Annotated in this window: 25 protein-coding genes and 1 pseudogene; 15 read left to right on the forward strand and 11 right to left on the reverse strand. The window is 70.8% G+C overall.

What is annotated here, in order from left to right; translation table 11 throughout:
- Positions 1-369: pseudogene (locus tag B9G38_RS05005) on the forward strand (hypothetical protein); the annotation flags it as partial.
- Positions 370-431: 62 nt separating this feature from the next.
- Here B9G38_RS05005 and B9G38_RS05010 read toward each other — a convergent pair.
- Positions 432-1,322 carry a mechanosensitive ion channel family protein gene (locus tag B9G38_RS05010; protein ID WP_086219689.1) on the reverse strand — a complete coding sequence of 297 codons (891 nt, stop codon included), beginning with the start codon at positions 1,320-1,322 and terminating at the stop codon, positions 432-434.
- Between the two features lie 408 nt (positions 1,323-1,730).
- On the opposite strand from B9G38_RS05010, the gene asd reads away from it, so the two are divergent.
- The 3 genes from asd to B9G38_RS05025 all read left to right on the forward strand — a co-directional run bounded on the left by asd (position 1,731) and on the right by B9G38_RS05025 (position 3,773).
- Entirely contained in the window at positions 1,731-2,777 is a 1,047-nt protein-coding gene (gene asd / locus B9G38_RS05015) for an aspartate-semialdehyde dehydrogenase (protein ID WP_086219690.1), read from the forward strand.
- Between the two features lie 57 nt (positions 2,778-2,834).
- Positions 2,835-3,047 carry a hypothetical protein gene (locus B9G38_RS05020; RefSeq protein WP_086219691.1) on the forward strand — a complete coding sequence of 71 codons (213 nt, stop codon included), beginning with the start codon at positions 2,835-2,837 and terminating at the stop codon, positions 3,045-3,047.
- Positions 3,048-3,146: 99 nt separating this feature from the next.
- Positions 3,147-3,773 carry a class I SAM-dependent methyltransferase gene (locus tag B9G38_RS05025; protein ID WP_086219692.1) on the forward strand — a complete coding sequence of 209 codons (627 nt, stop codon included), beginning with the start codon at positions 3,147-3,149 and terminating at the stop codon, positions 3,771-3,773.
- A gap of 15 nt (positions 3,774-3,788) precedes the next feature.
- On the opposite strand, the gene B9G38_RS05030 is transcribed toward B9G38_RS05025, so the two are convergent.
- Positions 3,789-5,774 carry a 3-hydroxyacyl-CoA dehydrogenase/enoyl-CoA hydratase family protein gene (locus B9G38_RS05030; RefSeq protein WP_086219693.1) on the reverse strand — a complete coding sequence of 662 codons (1,986 nt, stop codon included), beginning with the start codon at positions 5,772-5,774 and terminating at the stop codon, positions 3,789-3,791.
- Between the two features lie 369 nt (positions 5,775-6,143).
- Here B9G38_RS05030 and B9G38_RS05035 point away from each other — a divergent pair, with 369 nt between their 5' ends.
- The gene (locus B9G38_RS05035; protein WP_049931703.1) at positions 6,144-6,698 is read left to right on the forward strand and encodes a DNA-3-methyladenine glycosylase; all 555 of its coding nucleotides are present in this window, start codon (positions 6,144-6,146) and stop codon (positions 6,696-6,698) included.
- A 31-nt stretch (positions 6,699-6,729) separates the two neighbouring features.
- Here the strand turns inward: B9G38_RS05035 and B9G38_RS05040 are convergent, their stop codons facing one another.
- A complete protein-coding gene (locus B9G38_RS05040) occupies positions 6,730-7,182 on the reverse strand; it encodes a hypothetical protein (protein ID WP_049931543.1) in 453 nt (150 codons plus the stop codon).
- A gap of 78 nt (positions 7,183-7,260) precedes the next feature.
- Positions 7,261-8,616: a RimK/LysX family protein gene (locus tag B9G38_RS05045; RefSeq protein WP_176450716.1), complete on the reverse strand. Its 1,356-nt coding sequence runs from the start codon at positions 8,614-8,616 to the stop codon at positions 7,261-7,263.
- Between the two features lie 110 nt (positions 8,617-8,726).
- On the opposite strand from B9G38_RS05045, the gene B9G38_RS05050 reads away from it, so the two are divergent.
- Positions 8,727-9,770, forward strand: a complete 1,044-nt coding sequence (locus tag B9G38_RS05050; RefSeq protein WP_086215751.1) for a succinylglutamate desuccinylase/aspartoacylase family protein — start codon at positions 8,727-8,729, stop codon at positions 9,768-9,770.
- Positions 9,771-9,841: 71 nt separating this feature from the next.
- Here the strand turns inward: B9G38_RS05050 and B9G38_RS05055 are convergent, their stop codons facing one another.
- Entirely contained in the window at positions 9,842-10,357 is a 516-nt protein-coding gene (locus B9G38_RS05055; protein ID WP_086219694.1) for a hypothetical protein, read from the reverse strand.
- Positions 10,358-10,454: 97 nt separating this feature from the next.
- Positions 10,455-12,356, reverse strand: coding sequence for a site-2 protease family protein (locus B9G38_RS05060; RefSeq protein WP_049931546.1), 1,902 nt, complete (start codon positions 12,354-12,356; stop codon positions 10,455-10,457).
- Positions 12,357-12,488: 132 nt separating this feature from the next.
- On the opposite strand from B9G38_RS05060, the gene B9G38_RS05065 reads away from it, so the two are divergent.
- Together B9G38_RS05065 and B9G38_RS05070 are read left to right on the forward strand one after the other, a co-directional pair.
- Complete coding sequence (locus B9G38_RS05065) at positions 12,489-12,974, forward strand: DoxX family membrane protein (protein ID WP_086219695.1); 486 nt, start codon at positions 12,489-12,491, stop codon at positions 12,972-12,974.
- Between the two features lie 66 nt (positions 12,975-13,040).
- On the forward strand, positions 13,041-13,280 hold the full coding sequence (locus B9G38_RS05070; RefSeq protein WP_049931548.1) for a hypothetical protein: 240 nt from the start codon (positions 13,041-13,043) through the stop codon (positions 13,278-13,280).
- 77 nt (positions 13,281-13,357) lie between these two features.
- Here the strand turns inward: B9G38_RS05070 and B9G38_RS05075 are convergent, their stop codons facing one another.
- The 3 genes from B9G38_RS05075 to B9G38_RS05085 form a co-directional block, all read right to left on the reverse strand.
- Entirely contained in the window at positions 13,358-15,040 is a 1,683-nt protein-coding gene (locus B9G38_RS05075; RefSeq protein ID WP_086219701.1) for a methyl-accepting chemotaxis protein, read from the reverse strand.
- Positions 15,041-15,383: 343 nt separating this feature from the next.
- Positions 15,384-16,367, reverse strand: coding sequence for a 5,10-methylenetetrahydromethanopterin reductase (locus tag B9G38_RS05080; protein ID WP_049931549.1), 984 nt, complete (start codon positions 16,365-16,367; stop codon positions 15,384-15,386).
- Positions 16,368-16,369: 2 nt separating this feature from the next.
- Entirely contained in the window at positions 16,370-17,125 is a 756-nt protein-coding gene (locus B9G38_RS05085; RefSeq protein WP_086219696.1) for a coenzyme F420-0:L-glutamate ligase, read from the reverse strand.
- Positions 17,126-17,572: 447 nt separating this feature from the next.
- Between B9G38_RS05085 and B9G38_RS05090 the strand changes: the two genes are divergently transcribed.
- Positions 17,573-18,076, forward strand: a complete 504-nt coding sequence (locus B9G38_RS05090) for a DUF367 family protein (protein ID WP_086216982.1) — start codon at positions 17,573-17,575, stop codon at positions 18,074-18,076.
- Between the two features lie 97 nt (positions 18,077-18,173).
- Positions 18,174-18,647 (forward strand): redoxin domain-containing protein, encoded by a 474-nt coding sequence (locus B9G38_RS05095; RefSeq protein WP_086219697.1) that lies wholly within the window; start codon positions 18,174-18,176, stop codon positions 18,645-18,647.
- Positions 18,648-18,744: 97 nt separating this feature from the next.
- Here the strand turns inward: B9G38_RS05095 and B9G38_RS05100 are convergent, their stop codons facing one another.
- Entirely contained in the window at positions 18,745-19,104 is a 360-nt protein-coding gene (locus B9G38_RS05100) for a DUF5518 domain-containing protein (protein WP_049931553.1), read from the reverse strand.
- 139 nt (positions 19,105-19,243) lie between these two features.
- Here B9G38_RS05100 and B9G38_RS05105 point away from each other — a divergent pair, with 139 nt between their 5' ends.
- From B9G38_RS05105 to B9G38_RS18185, 4 genes are all read left to right on the forward strand, one after another.
- On the forward strand, positions 19,244-21,691 hold the full coding sequence (locus B9G38_RS05105) for a cation-translocating P-type ATPase (RefSeq protein ID WP_086219698.1): 2,448 nt from the start codon (positions 19,244-19,246) through the stop codon (positions 21,689-21,691).
- Positions 21,692-21,754: 63 nt separating this feature from the next.
- Complete coding sequence (locus B9G38_RS05110) at positions 21,755-22,732, forward strand: hypothetical protein (RefSeq protein ID WP_086219699.1); 978 nt, start codon at positions 21,755-21,757, stop codon at positions 22,730-22,732.
- 91 nt (positions 22,733-22,823) lie between these two features.
- Positions 22,824-23,123, forward strand: a complete 300-nt coding sequence (locus B9G38_RS05115; protein ID WP_049931556.1) for a hypothetical protein — start codon at positions 22,824-22,826, stop codon at positions 23,121-23,123.
- A gap of 128 nt (positions 23,124-23,251) precedes the next feature.
- Positions 23,252-23,428: a hypothetical protein gene (locus tag B9G38_RS18185; RefSeq protein WP_167373071.1), complete on the forward strand. Its 177-nt coding sequence runs from the start codon at positions 23,252-23,254 to the stop codon at positions 23,426-23,428.
- A 46-nt stretch (positions 23,429-23,474) separates the two neighbouring features.
- Here B9G38_RS18185 and B9G38_RS05120 read toward each other — a convergent pair whose 3' ends face one another.
- Complete coding sequence (locus B9G38_RS05120) at positions 23,475-24,542, reverse strand: type II glyceraldehyde-3-phosphate dehydrogenase (protein WP_049931557.1); 1,068 nt, start codon at positions 24,540-24,542, stop codon at positions 23,475-23,477.
- Between the two features lie 184 nt (positions 24,543-24,726).
- On the opposite strand from B9G38_RS05120, the gene B9G38_RS05125 reads away from it, so the two are divergent.
- Entirely contained in the window at positions 24,727-25,677 is a 951-nt protein-coding gene (locus tag B9G38_RS05125) for an aminopeptidase (protein ID WP_086219700.1), read from the forward strand.
- Positions 25,678-26,011 lie beyond the last annotated feature (334 nt).

Raw genomic sequence — 26,011 nt, forward strand, 5'->3', positions numbered from 1 at the left:
GACGAGGCGCTAACCGACGGCGGGCGCGATCTCCTCGGGGAGCTGAAGGAGTCGCTGTCGCTGTTCGGTCCCGCCCGCGAGCACGTCAAAACCCTGTACTTCCAGTGGGCGCTGATCGACCTGTCGCGCCTGATCTTATACGCCGCGGTGCCGGCGCTCGTCGTCGCGGGGACCATGCTCACCGTCGTCGACGCCGGGACGTTTCGGGGGGCCACGATCGGCGTCAACCGCGTGACGCTCGTCGTCGCGGGCGCGTTCGCGGTCACGCTCTTTCCGTTCTCGCTTTTCGTCTCCTACCTGCTCCGGGTCCTCACCCTCGCGAAGCGGACGCTCGCGATCGGACCGCTGGTGTTGCGGGACTCGGAGTAGCCGCCTCGGTGTCGCAGCGGGCCGCCCCCGTCGTCCGCGAGGCGACCGCCGAACGTCCGCGATCACCGACCGGATGCGTCCGGTGCGTCGGCCGTCCGGTCCGTGACGGTGAGCCCCCCGGAGAGCAGCTGCGCGGACGGCGGAGCGAGGGTGATCCCCTCCTCGTCGAAGCGTCGTTTCACCAGTCGGCGGAAGTCCGAGCGGATCGTCTGGATGTCCCTGTTTCCCGGGTCGTCGGTCCAGAACTCCGCCTGTACCGTGATCGCGTTCTCGCCCAGTTCGACGATGCGCGTGTTCGGCGCCGGCTCGTCGAGCACCGGATCGAGGGTCGTGACGACCTGCTGTAGCTCCAACAGGGCCCGCTCGGTGTCCTCGTAGTAAGCGACGTACACCTGTTCCGTGAGTCGATACCGATCTCGACCGTACGGGCGGGTGATCGCGTTGGTCGTGAGCTCGGTGTTGGGAACCGATATCGTCTCGTGGTTCGGCGTTCGGACGCGGGTGACGCGGAAGTCGACCGCTTCGATCGTCCCGCTCCCGCCCGGCCACTCGATCCAGTCGCCGACGTTGAAGTCCGGGTCCGCGACGAGGAACATCCCGCTGACGAGCGATCCGAACACCTGCTGCCCGGCGATGCCGAGGACGAACGTGAGCGCCGCGATGATGACCGCCGACTCGGAGAGCACCCGTCCGTACCCGGCGGCGATGATGCCCGTCAGCACCGCGAACCCGATCAGTACGACCCGGAGGTACGTCTTCGCGGCCGTCTCGATCGTGGGGTTGTTGCGATTCCGCGACCTGACGGCCCGGGTCGCGAGCGGGACGAGGACGAGCCGGCTTACGAGGTAGACGACGCCGAACCCCACCGCGAACCAGAACAGCTCCGACAGCACCTGTTCGTACGCAGCGAGGAGGTCCGTCAGCCACCCCGGGGGAGCGATCTGACCGGTCATACACCGATCTGAGTGACGCGGTGCGTAAAACCCCGACACCGACCCGCCCGACACGCCGTCGGTCCGCGGACTCCGCCCACCGCCGTCGCTCACGGACTGTGGATGTCGCCCGCGACACTAACGACCGGTCTCATCTCCGGCGGCGTGCCGCGTCGACCGGGAAACCCTCGTGGCGGGCGGTCGCCTGCGCGGCGACGGGCGGGTCGCGCGTGCGACCGATGTGACGCGCCTGGGTTCTCCGCGCTGTCATCGCTCCCATCGGGGAGTACTCGGGCGGGGACTGACGGCGCGCGGGTCGACGTTGCGCGCGGAGGGGCTTAACGGCCCCGCTCGCCGCCGGCCTCGGGCGTCCGGCGGTATCGACGGCTATCCGAACGCACTTACGTCCCTGTCACGGACCCACGCGCAATGTCAGTACGAGTCGGCATCCTTGGTGCCACCGGCGCGGTCGGCCAGCGGTTCATCCAGTTGCTCGACGACCACCCGACCTTCGAGCTCGCCGCGGTCACCGCGAGCGCGGAGAGCGCGGGGAAGACCTACCGCGAGGCGGCCAAGTGGCGCGTCGACACGCCCATCCCGGAGGGCGTCGCCGAGATGGAGGTCGCGGAGACGACGCCCGCCGGGATCGCGGGCGACGACGTCGACCTCCTGTTCTCCTCGCTCCCCTCGGGCGTCGCCGCCGAGGTCGAGCCGGCGTTCCTGAACGAGGGATACGTCGTCTCCTCGAACTCCTCGAACGACCGCATGGCGGCGGACGTGCCGCTCACCATTCCCGAGATCAATCCCGACCACCTCGACCTGATCGAGGTTCAGCGCGACGAGCGGGGCTGGGACGGCGCCTTAGTGAAGAACCCGAACTGCTCGACGATCACGATGGTGCCGACGCTCGCGGCGATCGACGAGTTCGGCCTCGAAAGCGTTCGGGTCTCGACGCTTCAGGCGGTCTCCGGCGCCGGCTACTCCGGCGTCACCTCGATGGAGATCATCGACAACGCCATCCCGCACATCGGCGGCGAGGAAGAGAAGATGGAGACGGAGTCGCGCAAGCTGCTCGGCGAGTTCGACGGCGCCGAGGTCTCCCTCCACGACGCCGACGTGGCCGCCTCCTGTAACCGGATCCCGACGCTCGACGGCCACCTGGAGAACGTCTTCGCCGAGTTCGCCGAGGACCCCGCGCCCGCGGACCTCCGCGAGGCGATGCGCTCGTTCGAGGGCGTCGGCGACCTCCCAAGCTCGCCCGAACAGCTCATCAAGGTGTTCGGCGACGACGAGCGCGAGCGTCCGCAGCCCCGCCTCGACCGCACGTACGCCGACGGGATGGGCATCGTCGCCGGCGGCGTCCAGACCACCGACGCCGGCGCGAAGTACAACTGCCTCGCGCACAACACGATCCGCGGCGCGGCGGGCGCCTCGCTGCTCAACGGCGAGCTGCTCGTCGAGGAAGGGTACGTCTAAGCGCGCCGGCCGCCGACCGATAACCACTTTATTCTCCGCGTTCCGTCGGCCGACGCCATGGCAGAGCCATCCGCGAAACGGTCCGTCCGCCGGGGCGTCGCGGTCCTCCTCCTCCCGGTGTCCGGGGCGACGACGCTCCCCGCGTTCGTCGAGGCCGCGCTCCCCGGCGTGTCGAGTGTGGTCGGTGTCGTCCTCTTCGTCGCCGCGGTCGCGCACCTCGTCGGCAGCGTCAGTAGACAGGTGGCCGCGGCGGCCGACACGCCGCTGTGATCGGTCCCGGACGGGCACCGGACGGCACTGAATACTCCGGGGGGCCACGAGACCGCGCCGACCGAAGCGTTCAACGGCCCGTCGCGAATGTCCCCGCACATGGTCGACAGGAACGTCGTCCGCCGGGGGTACGACGAACTCGCGACGGCGTACGCGGCCGACCGTGTCGAGGACGGCCGCGGACGAGCGGTCCTCGACCGCTTCCGTGAGTCGCTGCCGCCGGACGCGCGGGTCCTCGACGCCGGCTGCGGGCAGGGCACGCCCGTGCTCCGAGCGCTGAACGACTCCGGGACCGCCGTCGGAGCGGACATCTCGCGCACCCAACTGGCGCTGGCCGCCGAGAACGTCCCCGGAGCGCCGCTCGCGCAGGGTGACCTCGTCGCGCTCCCGTTCCGCGACGGCGCCTTCGACGCGGTGACGGCGTACCACTCGCTAATCCACGTTCCGGAGGGGCGTCACCAGGCCGTCGTCGACGAGTTCGCCCGCGTCCTCGGCGACGGCGGACGGCTCCTCTGTTCCGAGGGACCGGAGCCGTGGAACGGCGAGAACCCGGACTGGCTCGACACCGGCGTCGAGATGCAGTGGCACATCGCGGGCGCGGAGGCGACTCGGCGGCAGCTCCGGAACGCCGGCTTCGTAATCGAGCGGGAATCGACCGTCGACGACTCGCTCGCCGACGGCGCCGACGCGCGCTGGACGTTCTTCGCCGCGCGGCTCACCGAGTGAGCAGCCGAGCCCTCGTTACTTCCCTTCGAACTCGGGTTCGCCGTCGCCCATGAACGCCGTGACGCCCTCGATGAGGTCGTCGGTGTTCATGACGTGGCCGAAGCCCATCGCCTCGACTTCGAGGCCGGCCTCGTTGTCGGTGCGTCCGGCGTGGATCGCGCGCTTCGTGTACTTCTGCGCGATCGGCGGGCCGCCCGCGAGCTGCGCTGCCAGCTCCCGCGCCCGGTCGTCGAGCTCGTCGCCCGGCACGACCTCGTTGACGAAGCCGTAGTCGGCCATCGTCTCGGCGTCGTAGCGGTCGGCGGTGAGGATGATCTCCTTCGCGCGCCCCTCGCCGACGACGCGCGCGAGCCGCTGCGTGCCGCCCCAACCCGGGAGCAGGCCGAGGTCGAGTTCGGGCTGGCCGAGCTCGGAGCGCTCGGAGGCGGTCCGCATGTCTGCCGCGGTCGCGAGCTCCATCCCGCCGCCGAGGCAGTAGCCGTCGATGGCGGCGATGACGGGCTTGTCCGACTCCTCGAGCTTGCCGAACGTCTGTTGACCCTGCCGAGAGAGCTCGACGGCGTGGATCGGGTCCGCGCCGCCCGCGGCCATACTTTGGACGTCCGCGCCGGCGGAGAAGGCGCGGTCGCCCGCGCCGGAGAGGAGGATCGCCCGCACGTCGTCGTCGCCGTCGAGCAGGTCGATCGCGTCGGCGAGCTCGTCGAGCACGTCGCCGCTGATCGTGTTCATCCGGTGCGGGCGGTCGATCTCGACGTGCCCGACCCGCGCGTCGGCGTCGACGTCGACGTTCAGCACGTCGAACGCCGGGCCGCTCTCCGCGTCGCCGTCGGCTCCGTCGCCGCGGAAGCCGCCCGACTCGGCCGCCTCGCGCAGGTAGTCGGTCGCCTCGTAGCGCTCCTCGCCGGTCTCCTCCGCGAGGGCGTCGAGCGTCTCGACCAGCGCGTCGAGCCCCTCTTCGTCAGCGAGCTTTGCCGGGCCGTCGGGGAAGCCCGCGCCGAGCTTGACCGCCTCGTCGATGTCGTCGGCGTCGGCCACGTCGTTGCCGATCAGGCCGGCCGTCTCGTTGGCCATCACCGCGAGCAGGCGGCGGCGCACGTCGTCGTCGAGCGCGTCGCTCGGGATCTGCGCGCCGTCGCCGTCCTCGTAGTCGTAGAATCCCTTGCCGGTCTTCTTGCCGAGGTCCTCCGCCTCGACCTTCTCGCCGAGCAGCGGGCAGGGGCGGTAGGCGTCGCCGAGGACCTCGTGCATGTACTCCAGCACGTGGTAGCCCACGTCGATGCCGACCTGGTCGGCGAGCTCGAACGACCCCATCGGGAGGCCCATGTCGAACTTCGTCGTGGAGTCGACCGCCTCCATCGTCGCGTCGCCGGACTCGACGATCCACGCCGCCTCGTTCATCAGGGGGACGAGGATGCGGTTGACGATGAACCCGGGGCTGTCCTTCCGGACCCGGACGGGCGTCTTCCCCATCGACTCGGCGAGCCCCTCGATCAGGTCGAGCGTCTCCTCGCTCGAGTGCTCCCCGGAGATGACCTCGACCAAGTCCATCCGCACCGGCGGGTTGAAGAAGTGCATCCCGCAGAAGCGCTCGGGGCGGTCCGTCACCTCCGACAGCTCGGTGATAGAGAGGCTGGAGGTGTTGGTGACGAAGACGGCCTCGTCGGGCGCGTACTCGACCACGTCGTCGTACACGTCCTTCTTGATGGCCATCTTCTCGGGGACGACCTCGACGACGACGTCGGCGCCGTCGAGCGCGTCCTCGAGGTCGACGAACGCGTCGACGCGGTCGAGCGCGGCGTCCGCCTCGTCGTCGCCAATTCGGTCCTTCTCCGCGAGCTTGCCGAGCGACCACTCGATCTGGTCGTACCCGTTCTGGACGAGCTCATCGTTGATGTCGCGGAGCGACACGTCGTAGCCGGCGAGGGCGGCCACTTCAGCGATACCGTGGCCCATGTTCCCGGCGCCGAGCACCGTCACGCGCTGGACGTCTTCGAGCTGCATACCTGAGAGTCGGAACCGTCATGGTTGAACGTTTTCATCTTCCAAACGTAAAACAAACTGTAAGTTTATTCGGGTGGGTCGGCGGCGGCTCGACGCGGGGTGCGAGGGACTGAGACGAGCACGAACGGTCGACGCGGGGTGTGAGGGACTGAGACGAGCACGAGCGCTCGACGCGGGGTGTGAGAGGCCGCGCGGACCGGTCCGGAACCGAACGTACTCCTCCGTGCGGTCCCTCGCTTCGGTATGGACGACGGCGTCGACGGAACGATCGACCCGGCCGCGGACGCTGACGGGCCAGCGGCGAAGAGTGGCGGTCCGGCCGCGGACGTAGACGACCCGGTGATCGAGGTCCTCCGCGAGGACCCGACGATGGCGACGCTCGTCGATCGACACGGGCCCCTCGACGTCGCGCCCGCGGACGACGAGTTCGCGCGGCTCTGTACGTCGATCGTGAACCAGCAGCTCTCGACCGCCTCTGCGGCGGCCATCCACGAGCGGTTCGTGGAAGTCGTGGGCGGCGACCCGACCCCGGAGCGCGTCCTCGCGGCCGACGAGGCGGCCCTGCGCGAGGCCGGGCTCAGCGGCACGAAGGTCGACTACCTGCGCAACGCCGCCGCCGCGTTTCGCGACGACGAGCGCGACCTCACGCGCGAGGAGTTGGCGGGCGTAAGCGACGAGGCGGTCGTCGACCGGCTCACCGAGATCACGGGCGTCGGCGAGTGGACCGCGAGGATGTACCTCGTCTTCGCGCTCGGGCGCGAGGACGTGCTCCCGCTCGGCGACCTGGCGGTTCGGAAAGGGATCGAGCTGGTGTACAACGGTGGGGAATCGCTGTCGCGCGCGGAGATGCGCGAGATCGCCGAGGCGTGGCGCCCGTACCGGAGCTACGGGACGCGATACATCTGGGCCGAGTACGAGTCCTGACCGCGCTCTCGTGGAGGAACGACGGGCCGAGCTATCGGGTCCGGGTCGACTGCTCCGGTTCGGGCTCGGGGTCGCCGGCCGGGGCTCGGTCACCGCTCGCCGCGTCCTCGCGGTACAGCCGGAGGATCTCCTCTAAGAGGACCGCGTGCCGATCACCGGGGACGTACTGGTGGTCGATGAAGTCCTCGGCGTCGCTGAACTTCTCCCGGAGCGCGAGCTTCCGCACGAACGCGACGGACTCGAAGAACGGGGGGCCGTCGGTCTCCTCGTCCGCGCCCAGCGTCCGGTCCGCGTCCGGGATCACCTCGGACTCGATCGCCTCGTAGTCGATCGTCTCCGGGTCGTACTCGTCGAGGGTCCGGGAGAGCACGTAGTCGGCCGAGAAGCGGTAGAACTCCGACTTGCTCTCGAACTGCCCCTCGTCGACGAGCGATTCGATCTCCTCGACCACCGACTCGGGAAACCGGACCGTGCTCTTCACCATGTGTCGTGTCCTCGACAGCCTCGGTCTTATACTTTTGTCAGACGCGCGTGAGCCAGATTTCGGCGGCGCCGGACGGGTCTACTCCTCCTCTTCGAGGATTTCGCCCGCCTCGTCGCGCTCGGCCTCGTCTCTGTCGGCGCGCCGCCGCACGTCGACCCGGTAGTCGGTGAGGATGTCGCGGCCGAGCAGCAGCGGGTACTCCATGTGCTCGCGGTCCTCGACGCTCGCGGTGACGGTGTGCTGGTTGCCGCCGATACCGATGACGAGGTCGACGACCGGCCGGGCCTTCCCGCCCTTCACGCTGCCCGACTTGACCCGGGTCATGCTCTTGATCGGACCCGCACCGATCTCGGCGGCCAACTGGGTGTCGATGCTCGTCCGGGTCGCGCCCGTGTCCGACTTCGCGAGCGCCTGCGTCGAGCCGGAGGTGCCCGTGACGACGACCTCCTCGATGTAGCCGATGTCGGGCTGCTCGGAGGGGGTCGGCTTCGGCGCGGGCGCGCAGGACGGCCGCGAGTCGTCGAGGGTCGCGGCGACGCGCTCGACCGCCTCGTCCTCGACCTCGCCGCCGACCGTCTCGATCGCCAGCTTCGCGATGTGCGGGGCCGGGCTGGTGCCGGTCGCCTCGAACAGCCCCTTGAACCCGGCCGTGGGGTTCACTTCGAGGACGTACCAGCCGTCGTACCCCTCGACGAGGTCGACCCCGGCGTAGTCGAGCCCCATCACCTCGGCCGCGTAGAGGGCGGTGTCGGCGGCCTCCTGCGGCATGTCGTCGGTGGCGTCCTCCACCGCGCCGCCCAGCGCGACGTTGGTGCGCCAGTCGCCCTCGGGCGCGTAGCGGTACATCGACCCGACGATCTCGTCGCCGACGACGTACACCCGCAGGTCGCGGTGCTTCTCGTCGTCGCGGTCGATGAGCCGCTGGAGGAACGCCTGCCGGTTGCCGACCTTCGGGTTCACGCGCTCGGTCAGGTCGACCTTCCACGTCCCGCCGCCGTGGGTGCCGATCGCGGTCTTATACACGCCCACGTCGCCGAACCGCTCGCGGCCCTCGTTGAGGCGGTCGTTCGACAGCGCGAGCAGCGCGTCGGGCACGCGGATGTTCCAGTCGGCGAGCGTCGCCGCCGTCGCGAACTTGTGGATCGACGCCAGCACCGCGTTCGGCTCGTTCAGCATCGGCCGGATGCGCTCGAACGTCGCCGCCAGCCCGAGCAGCTCCGCGGGCTGGTCGGTGTTCGATAAGAGCAGGCGGTTCGCGATCACGTCGACCGCGGGCTCGACCGCCACCTCGCCGTCCTCGACGCTCACCGCGGCGTTCTCCTCGCGGAGCCACACCGGCTCGTGACCGAGGTCCTCGACGGCGTTACAGATCGCCTTCGTCTCCTTGCTGTTGTGCAGCGACAACACTCCCACCCGAACCGAGTCCGAACTCATACCTCTCACTGCGCGGGCCGAGATAAAAGACGCCCCGATCGTTTCGGCCGGACGAGATCCGGAGTCTCCGGGTCGCCATATATATACCCGACGCCGCGCTCCGGTCTGCCATGAGCGAGGACCGGGCGTTCACGTACAACGGCGGGGCGGTGCCGCCCGGCGAAACGCAGAACATCCGCTACGGAATCAGCGAGACGTACCTCGGCGACCCCGTCCGTATCCCGGTCACGATCGTCAACGGGGAGCGCGACGGGCCGACCGCCTTCCTGACCGCGGCCGCCCACGGCGACGAACTCAACGGAATCGAGGTCGTCCGCGAGGTCGCCCACGAGTGGGACCTCTCGGCGCTTTCGGGCACGCTCGTCTGTCTCCCCGTCCTCAACGTGCCCGGCTTCCTCGCCCAGCAGCGGTACCTCCCCGTCTACGACCGCGACCTGAACCGGTCGTTCCCCGGGAAGCCCGGGTCGACCAGCTCGAAGCGGATGGCCCACCGGATCTACGAGAACTTCATCGCGCCGTGCGACTTCGGGCTCGACTTCCACACCTCCACCCGCGGCCGGACGAACATGCTCCACGTCCGCGCAGACATGACCGACGAGTCGGTGTACCGGCTCGCGATGGCGTTCGGCTCGAAGGTGATCATCGACAGCGACGGGCCGAGCGGCACGCTCCGCGGCGAGGCGACCGACGCCGACATCCCCACGATCACGATCGAGATGGGGGAGGCCCACCGGTTCCAGCGCCCGCTCATCGACGACGCGCTCGACGGCGTCAAATCCGTCTTCGCGGAGTACGGACTCCTGGAGACCGACACGGTTCGCTGGCCCGGCTGGCGCACCGTTGTCGCCGGGGCGGGCGAGAAGACGTGGCTGCGCGCCGACTCCGGCGGCATCGTCGACACCCACTTCGAGAGCGGCTCGCTCGTCCGCGAGGGCGAGCGCATCGCGACGATCACCAACCCGTTCAAGGAGGACGCGGTCGCGGTGGAGGCCCCGTTCACCGGGCTCCTGATCGGCCTGCTGGAGAACCCGGTCGTCTACCCCGGGAACCCCCTGTGTCACCTCGTCGAGATCGGTGAGTCGACCCGTCGGGCGATCGAGGCCGGCAGCGCGCCGAAGCCCGTCGGCCAACCGACGCCGACGGCCGGGAAGTGAGGTCGCCCTCTGTGGTCGACGGGTCGCGCTGTGGGTTCGTACGTCGCCGTCGTGGCCGTGACACCGACCCGTCACCCCTCGCCGAGCCGCTCCCGTAGCCCGACCGCGGCCCCGGCGACAACCGCGAGGAAGCCGCCGAGGAACGCCACCGGCTGGAGGACGACCCGCTGGGCGACGACGGCGCCCGGCTCGCGCTCGACGGTCCGGGTCCAGAACTCGTACCGCTCGCCGTCGAGCTCGACGATCAGCAGTCCGTCGCCGAGCGTCGGGTCGGTCGGGTACGACAGCGAGTCGACGCGCTCGTCGGGGCTCTCGACGCCGAACGCGCCCTCGGGGGCGTCGCGGGCGCGGGCGAACGCCGCGCGGGCGGCGGGGTCAAGGTCGGCGTACGCGACGACGGCGTTCGAGTCGTCGAGACCTTCGTCGGTCGGAGCGTCGAGACCCACCGACGACCCGGCGGTCACCGACCGAACGGTGTGGGTGTAGGCCGGGTCGGCCTCGCCGACCGAGACCGGGAGGAACAGCGGGTTCGCCATCAGGAGGACGCCGAGCGCGACGAGCGCGGCGGCCGCGAGCGGGGCGCGCATACGCCGCCTTCGGCGGGCCGGGAGTTGAGCCTTTCCGAGCCGCGCGGCCGGCCGCAGCCGAACAGCTCCGCCATCGGCCGAGACGTGGCGCCGGACCTCAGATCAGCCCGAGCGCCGTGAGGATCTGGTTGCCGAAGATCATCGCGATCAGTCCGGTCAGCATGACGAGGCCGGACGAGACCGTGATCGTCCGCACCGCGGCGTGCCGGTCGCTGATCGGGACCCGGCTGATCACCGCCTCGGCGACCATCCGGAGGATGCGGCCGCCGTCGAGCGGGAACGCCGGCAGGCAGTTGAACAGCGCCAGCTGGATGTTGATCCACCCCGACCAGAACAGGAGGTTCGCGAGCAGGAACGTCCCGCCGCCGAGCACCGCGAGCGGCCCCTCGACAACGAAAAAGTTGGTCAGGTCGCCGGTGAACCCCGCGAAGTTGAACGGGAGCCCGAACAGGCTGCCGAGCGGCAGGATGAGCGCGACGAACACCAAGCCGAGCGGCGAGTCGGTGACCCCGCCGAGCGGGACGCCGCCGGCGGTCCCCTCGCCCCCGTCGCCGCCGAGCAGTTCGAGGTACGCGCCGGCGGGGTACTCGGTGACGCCCACGTCGTCGAGCGCGAGCCCGCTCGTCCCGGGGAAGACGCTGACGCCGACGAAGCCGCCGTCGCGGTTCGGGTGGGCGTCGAGTTCGACCTCGTACGTGTCGCGTTCGCCGTCAGCGTCGTAGACGGTGACGGGGACGGTCTCCCCCGGCTCGCGCTCGCCGAGGACCGCGGAGAGCGCCCCGTTGTCGACGACGCGCTCGCCGTCGACCGAGACGATCGTCAGCGGCTCGCCGAGGGCGGCGCCCGCGTCGTGGATCGGCCCGTCCTCCTGAACCCCGACGACGTACGCGCCGATCGGCACGTCCGGGACGGTGACGGCGGCCTCGCCGTCGGCCGTTTCGACGCCCGAGGCGTCCTCGGCGCCGGGCGCGTCGCGGACCTGGTCGACGACGGTCGCGTTGCCGGTCACCGTCAGCGCGGCGCGCTCGTCGTCGCCGACCGCGGCGAAGAGGTCCGACTCGGTCGCGACCGGCTCGCCGTTCACCGCCGCGATCGTCACCGGTGCGCCCTCGATCCTCACGCCGAGGGGGTTGCCGCCGGCGGACCCGACCACCTGTAGCTCGCGGTCGACCCGCACCGTCTCCCGCGCGTCGCCGTCGTCGACCGTGAGCGCAACCGAGTCGCCGGCGTCGGCGATCGCCGACTCGAACTCGGCGCTCGTCTCGATCGGCGTTCCGGCGACCTCGACGACCCGGTCGCCCTGCGAGATGTCGGCCGCGGCCGCCGGGGAGCCGGGGTTGACCTCGCCGACCGCGTAGCCCGCCGCGGGCGAGATGGCGCCGACCACGGGGCCGAAGAGGAGCGCGAAGACGACGATCGTGAGGACGGTGTTCGCGGTGACGCCGGCAGCGAACATCCGTGCGCGCGCGCCGCGAGACGCCTCCTGCGTCGCCTCCTCGTCCGGTTCGACGAACGCGCCCACCGGGAGCAGCGCGAAGAAGACGAGCCCCATCGAGTCGATGTCGATGCCCTCGACCCGGCAGAGGAGCCCGTGTGCCCCCTCGTGGATCACCATCGCGGCCCCGAGCCCGGCGACGATCTCCGGCGCGACCGACAGGGGAAGGAAGTCGTTGACGCCGGGGATGATGAGGAAGTTCTGCGGCTGCTGGATCGCGGCGGGCTGTGCGTTCGTGAACGCCGACATCGCCGACGAGAGGATGAGCGCGAACGACGCCACCATCGCCACCAAGGCCCCGCCGAGGCCGAGGTTGGCGACCGCGCGCCAGAACCGCTTCGGCGCCGCCAGTCGGCCGAGGAAGGCGCGCCCGCGGAGGGTCCGGAGCGTCAACACCGGTCCGGAGATCCTGACCGCGTCCGGGAGGATCCCCTCGTTCCGCAGCCACATCGCGACCGCGGAGTACGCGAGGACCCCCGTCAGCACCCAGAACAACGTGTTCATTACCACGCCGTTGGGCTCGCCCGCTCGTAAGGGGTTCGGTTCCCGGAACCCTCGGCCGCACCGCGCGCACCGATACGGCCCGCCGCGGCCGTCGGGGAGGACTGATACGCGTCCGGTGCGTGCGTCGGACCGATGGCCGACGCCGACCGGTCCCACGCCGCAGACGCACAGCCCGCGCGCCGACGGCCCGATCCCGTCGAGTCGGACGCCGCCGAACGCTCGCTCGCGCCCCTCATGGGCGCGGCGTACGTTACCGCCGGGGTCGCCCACTTCCTGATCCCGGATCGGTTCGCGGAGGCGATCCCGCCGTCGTTCCCCCGGCCCGTCGGGCTGGTGTACCTCTCCGGGATCGCCGAGATACTCCTCGGGGTCGGCGTCGCGATACCGCGGACGCGGCGCCCGTCCGCGTGGGGGATCGTCGCCCTCCTCCTCGCCGTGTTTCCGGCGAACGTCCACCTCGCCCGGCGCGACACCCTCGACGACCTCCTCCCGGACCGACTCGTCGCTCCGGCGCGGCTCGCGGCGCTGGCCCGCCTGCCGTTTCAGGGCGTCCTGATCGCCTGGGCGCTGCGGTACGCGCGCGACGACGACCCGTCGGAGCCGTGTTCGGAAGCGTAGTTCCGGAGCGATCGAGGTCCCGCCGCGAACTCAACACCCAAGTACCCCCCGGTACAAGCGTGACTCATGATGGCGCTCATCGACTTCGTCTCCCGGCTGGTCGGCGACGTCGGGCGGTTCGTCGACATCTTCCTGAACGACCTCATCCTCGGCGCCGGCGACCCGCTGTCGGCGCTGCTCGTCCTCGTCGGACAGGTCCTGATTATCGCTTCCGTCGGCGCGCTGGGCTACGCCGCCGTCGGCGCGCTGCTCGGTGAGATTGGCGTGAACCTGCCCTCGCTCGGCGGACGCGGGCGCTCGGAGTAGTCGGCGGCGCCGGTCGCCGACCTCGTCGCGCCCAGACCGTCCTCAGTCGTCGTCAGCACTGATCGCCGACCGCGTCCTCAGTCGTCGTCGGCGCCCGTCGCCGACCGCACCTCGGCGCCGGCCCCCGGACCGTCGACGGTTTCGGCACCGTCGCCCCCGTCGGGAACCTCGAACTCGTTCAGCCGCGCCAACAGGTCGTCGGACCGGTCCGAGAGCGTGTGGACCCGGCCGGTCACCTCGGAGACGGTCGCGGTCTGCTCCTCGGCCGCGGCCGCGACGGTCTCCGCCTCGGTCGCGGTCTGTCGGCTCACGGAGGCGACGCCGTCGACCATGTCGACGACCTCCTGCGTGGTGCGCGCCTGGTCGTCGGTCGCGTCGCTGATCTCTTGGACCGTCTCGTCGACGCTCGTCACATCCTCGACGACGCCCTCGAACTCCCGCAGCGTCGACTCGATCGTCTCGACCCCCTCGGCTACCTGGGCCTCCATCGCCTCGGCGTCGGCGGCGGTCTCCGCCGACGCGGTCTGGACCTCCTCGATCCGCCCGGAGATCTCCCCCGCGGACTCGCGCGTCTCCTCGGCGAGCGACTTCACCTCGTCGGCGACGACCGCGAACCCGTCGCCGGAGCCGTCGGCGCGCGCCGCCTCGATGGAGGCGTTCAGCGCGAGCAGGTTAGTCTCCTCCGCGATTTCGTCTATCACGGCCGCGATCTCGTCGATCTCGCCGACCCGGTCCGCGAGGTCCGTGACCGCGGCCGCCGTCTCGCCGATCCGCGTCTCCAGCGTCTCAAGCTCCGCGATCGCCTCAGCCGCCTCCTCGCGGCCGGAGCGACCGCGTTCGGCGGCGTCGCGCGCGGTCTCGGCCGCGTCGTCGGCGCTCGCCGCGATCTCCTCGACGGTCGCCGACAGCGTGTTCATCTCGCTCGCGATCGCCTCCAGCTCGTCCGTCTGCTCGGCCGCGCCGTCGGAGATCTCCTGGACCGAGCGCGCGACCTCGCCGCTCGCGTCGTCGACCTCGTCCATGCTCGCGCGCACCTCGTCCGCGGCCCCGGCCACGTCGGCGGTGAACCCGCCGACCTCGCCGACCGTCTCGCCGAGCGTCGCGACGAGCCGGTTGTAGTTGTCGACGATCTCGACGTACCGGCCCTCGTCGGTCGCCAGCGCGTCCCCGTCGATGGTCGCCGTCAGGTCGCCGTCCTGCGCGCGCTCGGCGGCATCGCCGAAGGCGTCGACGAGCGCCTCCAGCTCGGTGGTGTAGGCCGCGAGGTTCTCGGCCATCTCGTCGAGCGACTCGCCGAAGGAGCCCGGGACGTCCTCGTCGAGCGCCGGGTCGTCGAACTCCTGGGCCGCGAGCGCCTCCGCCTGCGCGGAGACGGTCGTGAGGTAACCGTGGACCTCGCCGAACGCGCCGACGAGGCTCCCGACCTCGTCCGGCTGCGTCGGGTCGAGGGCGTCCGCGGCTCCCTCCTCCGACCGGTCGGCCGCTTCGACGTCGCTCACGCCGTCGACCTCCCCCGCGGCGATCGCGTTCGCCTCCCGCTCTAGCGCCCGGATCGGGGCGACGCAGTCGCGTCTGACGATGAGCAGCGTGTTGTAGATGGCGACGACCGCGCCGAGGAACAGCGCCCCCGAGACGACGTACGCGGCGGTCCCCGAGATCAAAAACTGAGTGAGAAAGATGCCGACCGTGACGAGAAACTGGATGCCGACCGCCGTGACGACCTTGCGCTCTATCGATTCGGTGACGCCGAGCGCGTCCATCGTCCGCCACAGGAGGGCCTCGTACCGCCCGCGGACACCCGGGCGGCGCTGTCGTGTCGTGGACATACTTCGCCCTCGACGAGAACGGGTTATGAACCTCCCGCCGGCGTTATCAGCAGCGATTCTCGATTGTCAGCGGGCGAGAATCCGCCGCCAGCGTGCGTGAAAGCAGTGCGGGCGCCGCCGACGCGGCCCGGAACCGCCGCCGCCGACGCGGCCCGGAACAGCCCTCGTCGACGCGGCCCGGAACAGCCCCCGTCGACGCGGCCCGGAACCGCCGCCGCCGCCGACGCGGCCCGGAACAGCCCCCGTCGACGCGCCTCGGGAACCCAGTCGACGGACCTCAGAACAGCCCGTCGACCGCCTCGGCCGCGAGGTCGACGGCGGCCTCGAGGTCCGGCCCGAGCGGCGAGCCGACGACGAGGCCGTCGGCGTGCTCGGCGACGGCGGCGGCGCGCTCGCGGACGGTCTCGGGGGTGCCCGCCATACAGAAGGCGTCGACCATCTCGGGGGTCACGCGCTCGAAGGCGGCGGAGAACTCGCCGGCCGAGACGCGGTCACCGATCTCGCTCGCGGCGTCGGGGTCGATCCCGTGGCGCTTCAGGACGGGCGGGGCCGCGCCCGCGGCGATGAACGCGACCGGCGGCCGGGCGGCCTCGCGGGCGGCGGCCTCGTCCTCGGCGACCGACACCGCGGCGTAGGCGATCAGGTCGAACTCGCCCCGGCTATCGGGCCTGTCGTCGAGGCCGTCGTCGACCTGCTCGCGGGCCCACGCGAGGTCTTTCGGATGCGAGCCGTTGTACAGGAGGCCGTCGGCGTGCTTCGCGGCCATCCGACACATGTGCGGCCCCTCGCCGCCGACGTGGACCGGGATGTCCGCTCCCTGCGGCGGCTCGTAGTTGAGCCCGGCGTCCGCGGCGTCGAAGGTGCCCTCGTGGTCGACGCGCTCTCCGGCCCAGAGCCGCTGTGCGGTCTTGAACGCCTCCAGCACCGAGCGGAGCCCGCGCTCGTCTTCGAGGCCGAGGTTGGCGAGCGTCGAGGGGTCGCCCGGGCCGAGCCCGAAGACGGCGCGCCCCTCGGAGGCCTCGTCGAGGGTCGCGACCTTCGACGCGAGCGTCACCGGGTGGGTCTCGTAGGGGTTGGCGACCCCCGGACCGAGCCGGACCGAGTCGGTGGCGGCCGCGAGCCGCGAGAGGAACGCCCACGGGTCGCGGTTGTTGTAGTGACACGTCGAGTAGACGGCGTCGTAGCCGGCCTCCTCGGCGCGGACGCCGAGGTCGACGAGGCGAGACAGCTCGTGTTCTGGGGTGAGTTCGATTCCGAGCATGGTTACTCCTGAAAGTTCCACTCGCGCAGCGCCTGGCGGACGAAGTCGCCCTCGACCTCGCGGAAGTGGTTCTCCGAGCCCTCGTGGTCGCCGAACGCCCAGTCGCGGACGACGACGACCGGGGTGCCCCCGGCGCCCTCGCCGGCGACGAGGTTGGCGGCGGCGGCGAGCTCGTCGATCACGTTCTGGACGGTGACGCCCATCTCGCGGCCGTCGCGGTCGCGTTCGCCGCGCCAGTCGCGGCTGGCGGGTAGCCCGGCCCAGCCGATCGCGACCCCGCGCTGGCCGTGCCGGAAGGGACGACCGGAGGTGTCGCTGACGACGACGCGGTCGGCCGCGAGTCCGTCGCGGATGCGCTCCGCGCTCTCGGTGGGGCGCTCCGGGAGCAGCAGCAGGTCGCCGTCCGGGACGTTCGAGCGGTCGATGCCGGCGTTGACGCCGACGTGCCCGAAGCGCGTCGCGGTGAGGAGGAACGGCGCCTCCATGACCAGCTCCGTCGACTCCTCGATGACCGCCTGCGCGAAGCGCGGATCCTTCTCCTCGTCCGCTATCTCGGCGAGCCGGTCGGCGACCTCGCGGGCCCGGGGGCCGGCCGGGAAGTCGTCGAGGTCGAAGACGCGTCCCTCGGCCTTCGAGACGACCGTGCTGGCGACGACGACCACGTCGTCCTCGCGGAGGTCGACGCGCTCGCCGATCATGGCCGCCAGGTCGTCTCCCTCCCGGATCTCCGGGAGGTCCGGAACCGCGAACAGCTCCATGCGATCACCTGCGCGGCGACGAGGAAAAACCCCGCCGGTACCGGGCCGGTTTGACGGTATCGGGACGAAGCGGCGGAGTCCGATTCGCGGCGGACTGGCGAATAACTGGCGCGTTAAATCAGGCACAAAAATAGCATTTGCTAAAACATTCGTTGGTATAATATCGAAAAACCATGTTTATATAAGGACAAAGGGCGGATAATAGGTATTTCAGCCAAAATTTTTTACACACCGAGTAAATACTGTAAAATGCGATGAAGGAACTGACAACCGAAGGCGAATCGGCTCCGATCGGGACGCGGACGCGCGTCCCCGAAGAGGCCGACGACGGCGAACCGATCGTGACGCAGACCCGCGCCCCGTGACGGCGCGCGGGCGTCGACCACCCGCATTTTTTCTGCCGACGGCGTCCGTACGGCTTATACGCGACTCCGTCGAACGCCGAGTGTGGACCTCCACGTCCGGTACGAGGGCGACGACGACCCCGACAAGTGTACGGCCCGGAAGCTCGCGCGCTTCGACCTCGCCGAGCTCCACCGCTCGGACCGAGCCACGCCGTACGGGGTCGTCCTCAACCCCCACGCCGAGCGCGCGCTCTCGCCCGTCGACGCCGAGCGGGCCGCCGAGACCGCGCTCGTCGCGCTCGACTGCTCATGGGAGTCGGCGGGCGAGAAGATGTTCTCGCTCCCCGGCGAGCACCGCGCGCTGCCCTACCTCGTCGCCGCCAACCCCGTGAACTTCGGCCGTCCGATGCGGCTCACCACCGTCGAGGCGTTCGCCGCGGCGCTGGTGATTCTCGGCGAGCGCGACCGCGCCGAGCGCGCCCTGTCGAAGTTCACGTGGGGCGAGACGTTCCTCGAACTCAACGCGGAGCCGCTCCGCCGGTACGCCGACTGCGAGGACTCCGGCGAGATCGTCGACATCCAACAGGAGTACCTCGACCGCGAGTGACTCGGTGCGGGTTCGGCCCGAGACGGTAGCGGGCCAATACCGGCACCGAACGAGGTCGCGACAAGGCTTTTGCGTGAATCAGCCGTATCGAGAGTCGATGGTATCCACAGGCGACGCCGCACCCGCGTTCACCGCGACGGTCGGCACGAGCGATCACGAGCCGTTCGACCTCGACGAGGAGATCGGCGACGGGCCGGTCGTGCTCGCGTTCTTCCCCGGCGCGTTCACGCCGCCGTGTACGAACGAGATGATCGCCTTCCAAGAGCGCGCCGACGCCTTCGCGGAGGCCGGCGCGACCCTCTTCGGGATCAGCGCCGACTCGCCGTTCTCGCAGGGCGCGTTCCGCGAGGAGCACGGGATCGAGTTCGACCTCGTGAGCGACATGGCCGGCGACGCGATCCGCGCGTACGACCTCGAGATCGACATCGCCGAACTCGGCCTCCACGGCATCGCGAACCGCGCCGTGTTCGTGATCGACGACGACGGCGAGGTCGTCTTCGACTGGGTCGCCGACGACCCGACCAACGAGCCGGACTACGAGGCGGTCCTCGACGCCGTCGAGAGCGCGTGAATTCCGGTCGCGGGGCGGCCGGTCCCGTCGCGTCGGCGGTTCTATTGTAATAAGATACCGGAGCCCCGCAGCGACGGACCGCTTCGAGCCGATCCCGCTATCCGAGGACGCCGCCGATAGCACCCGCAAGCGCCGAGTCGACCGCGAACAGCAGCGTCAGGAACAGTCCGACGACGAGGACCCCCGCGCCACCGAGCAGGCTTCCGAGTGGGCCACCGGCCAGTCCGACGAGGCCGCCGAACGCGGCGAGCAGGAGCGTGACGGCCACGCCACTCACCGAGCCCGCGAGCAGGCCGTGCCAGAAGCCGGAGAGCAGCCCGCCGGCGGCGACGTAGCCGGCGACGAACCCACCGATGAGTCCCGCGCCGACGTGGCCCACGACGGGGACGAGCGTGGCCAGCAGCCCGGCGATCAGCATCACGACGAAGCCGTAGCCGACGGCGCGCCAGTCTGTCATACCCGCGGGTAGCCGGCTCGGAGGTAAATACTTCCTCGTCGAATTTGTTTACTTCGAATCTATTTTTATTAATCTCTTATAAAATAATGTCTCTGTGTGGTAGCTAGATTAATAACGCTCCGGGAGCGACGTTCAGCTAATGATCGAATCGAACCCGACAGCCGATCCCGACGAGTCGGACGGGAGCGCGCCGACGGGAGCGCAGCTCCGGCTCGCGGTGCCGGACATGGACTGCTCGTCGTGCGCGGGGAAAGTCGAGGGCGCGCTCGATCGGGAGGGCGTCCGCTCGGTCGACACTCGGCCCACGACGGGCGTCGTCGTCCTCACGTACGATCCGGAAGCGACGGACGTGGAGGCGCTGACGGCCGCCGTCGAGGGCTCGGGGTACGCGGTCGCGGATGCGGAGTCCGACGGCGTCGCCGACGGCCTGTTCACGAGCCCCCGCGCGATCGCCACCGCGGTCGGCGGGGCCTTCCTCGCGGTCGGGCTCGCCCTCGAGTGGCTGCTCCCCGGGCTCGACCCGACGTTCGCGACGATCGGCGGCGTCGGCTTCCTCGGGCCGTGGGCCGTCACGGGCGCCTCGGTCGCGTACCTGCTGGCGGTCGGGGTCGCCGGGCCGCCGATCCTCCAGAACGGGTTCTACTCGCTGCGGGGGGTGAGCCTCGACATCGACCTGCTGATGAGCGTCGGGGTCGTCGCCGCGCTGCTCGTCGACCTCCCGTTCGAGGCGGCGACGCTCGCGGTGCTGTTCTCGGTCGCCGAGCTGCTCGAACGCTACTCGATCGACCGGGCGCGCACCTCCCTCCGCGAGCTGATGGAGCTGTCCCCCGACGAGGCGGTCGTGATCCGGGACGGCGAGGAGGAGACGGTCCCCGCCGAGGCCGTCGCGACGGGCGAGCGGCTCGCGGTGCGACCCGGCGAGCGCGTCCCGCTCGACGGGGTGGTCCGCGAGGGCTCCGGCGCGGTCGACGAGTCGCCGATCACCGGCGAGTCGGTCCCGGCTGAGAAGGAGCCCGGCGACGAGGTGTACGCCGGCTCGATCAACGAGGCCGGCTACCTCGAGGTTGAGGCCACCGCGCCCGCCGAGGAGTCGACCATCGCGAGGGTCGTCGACCTCGTCGAGGCCGCCAACGGCGAGGAGACGCGCGCCGAGCGGTTCGTCGACCGCTTCGCAGGCGTCTACACCCCGATCGTCGTGGTCGGCGCGGTCGCGACCGCCGCGCTCGGCCCCGTCCTCGTCGGCGGCGGCGCGGAGACGTGGTTCGTCCGCGGACTCACCCTGCTCGTCGTCGCGTGCCCCTGCGCGTTCGTCATCTCGACGCCCGTCAGCGTCGTTTCCGGCGTGACCGCGGCCGCCCGGAACGGCGTCCTGATCAAGGGCGGCGAACACCTGGAGGCGGCCGGCGACGTCGGCGTCGTCGCGCTCGACAAGACCGGGACGCTCACGCGCGGCGAGCTGTCGGTGACCGACGTGGTCCCCCTCGGCGACCGCGAGGCCGACGACGTGCTCGCGTGCGCGACCGCCATCGAGCGACGGAGCGAACACCCGGTTGCGGAGGCGATAGTGGTGCGGGGCACTGACGCCGCCGGTTCCGAGGCCGCCGGTACCGGGTCCAGCGACGAGACCGAGGTCACCGACTTCGAGACGCTCACGGGCGAAGGCGTCCGCGCTGATATCGACGGCGAGACCCACTACGCCGGCAAGCCCTCGCTGTTCGAGGACCTCGGTTTCGACCTGAGCCACGCCCACGTCCGCCCTGACGGAGGGGTGGTTCGGGAGCGCGACGACGCCGACGACGCTGGCGGAGACGGAGTGCGCGGGAGCGAGGCGAGCGCCGCCGCGGAGCCCGAGCCCTGCGACCACGGGCAGTACCTCGACCTAGCGAGCGAGACGATTCCGCGGCTTCAGGCCGAGGGGAAGACGGTCATCCTCGTCGGGACCGAGGCGGAACTGGAGGGCGTCGTGGCGGTCGCGGACACAGTCCGTCCGGAGGCGGCGTGGGTCGTCGACCGCCTCCACGAACTCGGCGTGGACCGGGTCGCGATGCTCACCGGCGACAACGAGCGGACCGCGCGGGCGACCGGCGACCGCGTCGGCATCGACGAGGTGCGCGCGGATCTGCTCCCCGACGAGAAGGTCGCGGCGGTGCGTGAGCTCGCCGCCGAGACCGACAGCGGCGTCGCGATGGTCGGGGACGGGATCAACGACGCCCCGGCGCTCGCGGCGGCGGACGTAGGGGTCGCGATGGGCGCCGCCGGCACCGACACCGCCATCGAGACCGCGGACGTGGCGCTGATGGCCGACGACCTGACCAGGCTCCCGTACGTCGTCGACCTCGCCTCGCGCGCGAGCTCGACGATCCGGACCAATATCGGGGCCTCCCTCGCCGTGAAGGCGCTACTCGCCGCGGGCGCTCCCCTCGGCTACGTGAGCGTCGCGATGGCCGTCGTCGTCGGCGACATGGGCATGAGCCTCGGCGTCACCGGGAACGCGCTCCGGCTCGGCAACGTCGAGCCCGCGGAGCCCTCCGGGGCGGCGACGGACGCAGCCGAGCCGAACGCGGACGCCGCCGCGTCGGAGCAGTAGCCGGGCAGTCGACCCGGAAGCCGGCCTCACGCTTTTTATTACCGCGGCGGTAACTGCGCTCGTATGCCCTCCGAGCGCGGGACGCCCTCCACCTCCGAGGAGGCGATGGACCGCACGGAGTCCGCGGAGGTCCGGGCCGACCCCCACGGCGACCGGAGCGTCTTCGAGACGGTCGCCGAACCCGACCCGATCGAGTGGGGGCCGGTCCGCCACGAGCGACTGCGCTCGCTCGCGATCGGGGTGTCAGTCGGAATCGCCGGCGCGGTCCTCGTCGTCTTCGGCACCGTCGCCGCCGGGGGGATCGCGGGTATCGCGTCCGGCGACCTCGCGGTCCCGAGCGTCGGGGCCGAGGCGATCGCCGTCGGGGTCGCGCTCTTGCTCGCGCTTCTGCTCGGTACCGTGCCGGTGCTGTACGCCGTGTACCGCGAGAGTTCGGTCGGGGAGCCGTCCGTCGCCCGACTGCGCGAGGCCGCAGAGACGCTTCGGCCCGGCTGGACGCTGGCCGGGCTCGGCGCGGTCGTCGCGGCGGCGCTGGCGCTGCCGACTGACTTCCTGCCGGCCCTCTGGCCGCTGTTCTGGGTCGTCTGGTTCGTGCCGGCGGTCGCCGAGTCGTCGGGGGTCGCCGTTCGGCTCGACCCGGCCGAGCGGGCGATCGCGCGGACGTATCCGGCGCGCGACCGAACTCGGAGCGACGACCTCGGGGCGGTCGTCAGGACGCGCCGGATCGACCTCCCGTGGACGACGGTGTTCCTGCTCGCGTACCGGGGGAACGCGTGGTTCCGGTCGACGCCGTGGCTGTTCGTCCCCCGCAACCGGGCGGACGCGGTCGAGTCCGCGCTCGGCGCGGTGCTGGCGGAGAGCGACGGGCCGGACCGGGCGAGCGTCCCGGAGCGGCTCACCCTCGCGACGCTGGGATCGTCCTCGCTCGTAGTCGGCCTCCTCATGGCCGTTGCGGCCGGCGAGGGAGCGGGCGGACTGGCGCTGGCGCTGCTCACGGCCCCGTTCTCGCTGCTGTTCCTCGCGCTCGCGGCGCGGTTGTGAGTCGCCCGCGGAGTCGACGCAACCCCGTCGCGACACCGGACCTGACACCCCCTACCACGCGACTCATATACCTGCGCACCCAAACCCGTTCATGGACAGACAGCGTCTGGAACGCGCGCTCGAAGACGAGTTCGGCGGGACCGAGGCCGAGCGGCGGGCCGTCTCGCGGGCGGCCCGCGACCTCGTCGACTCCGGACGGCCCTCCGAGGACCGCGGCCACGGCCTGACCGTGACGGGGGTGATCGGACACATGGAGGACGCGCCGGACGACTCCTCGCTGGTGGAGCGGTGGAACTGGTGGATGGGCGCGCTCGATGCTGCCTACGGCGGCTACGACTACTTCACGGTGCGGTTCGTCGAGGACGACGAGGCGACCGGCCTCCGGCGGTAGGGCGACAGCGGACCGCCGGCGGCGAGCCCGACTGTCCGAATCACCGGCGAGCGGCAGCGGATCGTCCACTTTCACTTTCACTCCGCGGATGGCTCGGTTATAGGAGCGTTCCGGGCCGAACTAGGTGTATGAGCGCAGTCACCGCCGACCGACCCCGGTACGCGACGCCCACGCGCGTGGACATCACCGACTGTCGAACCGACCGCCTCCCGGACCGAGTCCGCGTGAACCGCGTCGACGGGAGCGAGGTCCACCTCGAACGCCGCGGCGGCCGGACGTTCCTCGTCACGCGACCGACCGAGTGACGGCTGTTTCCGGACGGTAGCGACCGAAAAGACCGCGACTACGGCGTCAGTCGTCGGCCGTCAGTTCCGCGCGCGCCGGCCCGTCGTTCCCGAGTCGACTTTCGAGACCCACGCCGAGCGTCTCGTTCGTCCGCGCCACCGACTCGGCCGCGTCGACGTCGGTCGTCATCGCGCGGATCGCGTCGACGTTCTCCGGGACCACGTCGGCCTCTTGGTGGACGTTCTGGAAGAGGTACAGGTCTCGCCCGGTGACGCTGATCGACTCCTCCCAGACGCAGTTCTCCCAGAGGTCGCCGCGGGGCCGCCCCGCGTCGGCGGCGTACTCCTTCAGCGCGCCCGCGCCGTCGATGCCCGCGGCCTCCGGGACGAGGAAGATCCGGTCCTCGTCGGCGAGGAGGTCGCGGACGGCCCCCGAGTCGGGGTCGCTCTCCAGCGTGACGTTGACGCTGTGGGTGTGCATCCCCGTGACCGGCGCCTTCAGCGCCGCGGTGTCGACCGGCAGGTCGGGAAGAATCTCGTTCACGTCCGGACCGTGATGAGAGGGGACCGCCGCGGGGTCGGGGACGATGTCGTTTATCGGGCCGCGGTCCGTCTCGCTCGGATCGCCGCCGCGGCGCACGAGCGTGACGCGCGCCTTCTCGACGCCGTAGGTCTCGTCGAGCGGCGCGAGCAGCCGCGAGAGCGCGGTCGTGTTACAGGAGACGACGCGGACCGCGTCCGCGCCGCGGGCCGCCTCGAACCGGCCGCGGGCGTTGAAGGAGGCCTCGGCGACGGCGGCGTCCTCGCCGCCTTGGAAGATCGCCGGCGTGTCGTGGGCCTCGTAGACGGGCGCGTTGCGCTCGCCGACGCCGGAGGGCGCGCAGTCGACGACGACGTCGACGGCGTCGAGCAGGTCGCCGAGGATCCCGGACAGGTCGACGCCGGCGGCCGCGAAGTCTTCGACGCGGTCCTCGACCGCCGCGTACAGGTCGTAGCCGCGCCGCGCCGCGGCCTCGACGCCGTAGTCGGGCGACGCCTTCGTCACGCCGACGAGTGTCATGTCCGGCTGGGCCGCGACGGCGTCCGCGACCCGTTTCCCGATCGTGCCGTAGCCGTTGACGCCCACGCGTATCATATCTGCCCCTCGCTCGGGAATCGGTATAATCTTTTCGAGGTGGGTGAAATGAAATTAACTACCCCACGAGTAATCGATCGGTTAATTCGACGCCGATCGGCACCGGACGTAAATAATTCAATTACGGAATGGAGTAAACTCAGCGATGACAAGGCCTAACGCCCGGCCGAACGGAGACGCTGGCATGGCAGCCGATCTCTCCGACGCCGCGACGACCGCGGTCGAACAGTGTCTGAACGTCGCTCCCGACGAATCGGTCGCGGTCGTCACCGACGACGAGCGCGAGCCGATCGGCGAGGCGCTGTACGCGGCCGCGAGCGCCGTCACCGACGACGCGACGCTCCTCCGGTACCCCCCGACCGAACAGCACGGGACGGAGCCGCCGGCACCGGTCGCGGCCGCGATGGCGGAGGCCGACGCCTTCCTGGCCCCGACGACGAAGAGCCTGAGCCACACCCGCGCCCGCGGCGCGGCCTGCGACGCCGGCGCGCGCGGCGCGACGCTGCCCGGGATCACCGAGGACGTGTTCACGACGGGGCTCGACGCCGACTACGCCGCCATCGAGGCCGCCTGCGACGACGTGCTGGGGCAGATCGGCGACGCCAGCGAGGTCCGCGTCACCGCGCCCGCCGGCACGGACATCACCTTCGAGGTCGGCGACCGCGAGTGGCTCGCCGACACCGGCATGGTCCGCGACCCGAGCGACTTCTCGAACCTCCCCGCCGGCGAGGTGTTCGTCGCGCCCGCGAGCGCGACCGGGACCTTCGTCGTCGACGGGACGATGATGCCCCACGGACTGCTCGACGACGGGCGGGAGCTGGCGTTCGAGGTGGAGGACGGGTTCGTGACCGAGATCGCCGACGACGCGATCCGCGCCGACGTGGAGGCCGCCGCAGAGGAGGTCGGCGACGCGGCGTACAACCTCGCGGAGCTGGGAATCGGAACGAACGGCGGCGTCGAGGAACTGGTCGGCTCGGTCCTCTTAGACGAGAAGGCGGGCGGCACGGTCCACATCGCGATCGGCGACGACGCCGGGATCGGCGGCGAGACGGACGCGCCGCTCCACCTCGACGGGATCATCCGGGACCCGACGGTCTACGCCGACGGGGACGAGATCGACCTGCCGAGCGCGTGAAACGTCCGTGAGAGAAAACATCCCCCACTTATAAACTATCGAGGCGCTGGCGCGTGCCGACGAGCGGGCGCCATCGGCGGCCGCGAGACAGCACCGCGCGAGGGAGTCGGTGGGTCGGAGCGAAGCGGAGAGCCACCGACGAGGCTGGGGAGGCGTGAGGTGCGGTGCGGGGCGGGACTCATACGGTCGTGCGTTAATTTCTACCGTCCTCAAGGGCAGAGATAGTTCCAGATGATCGGTTCCGTGATCGTCGGCAGTCCTCGTTGAATCTGCCGTTTCAGCGTCGAAAGATCTGGTATGAGGCGGTGCTTGAACCATTCATTGAGACGATCCC

This window comes from Halorubrum sp. SD612 (assembly GCF_002135005.1).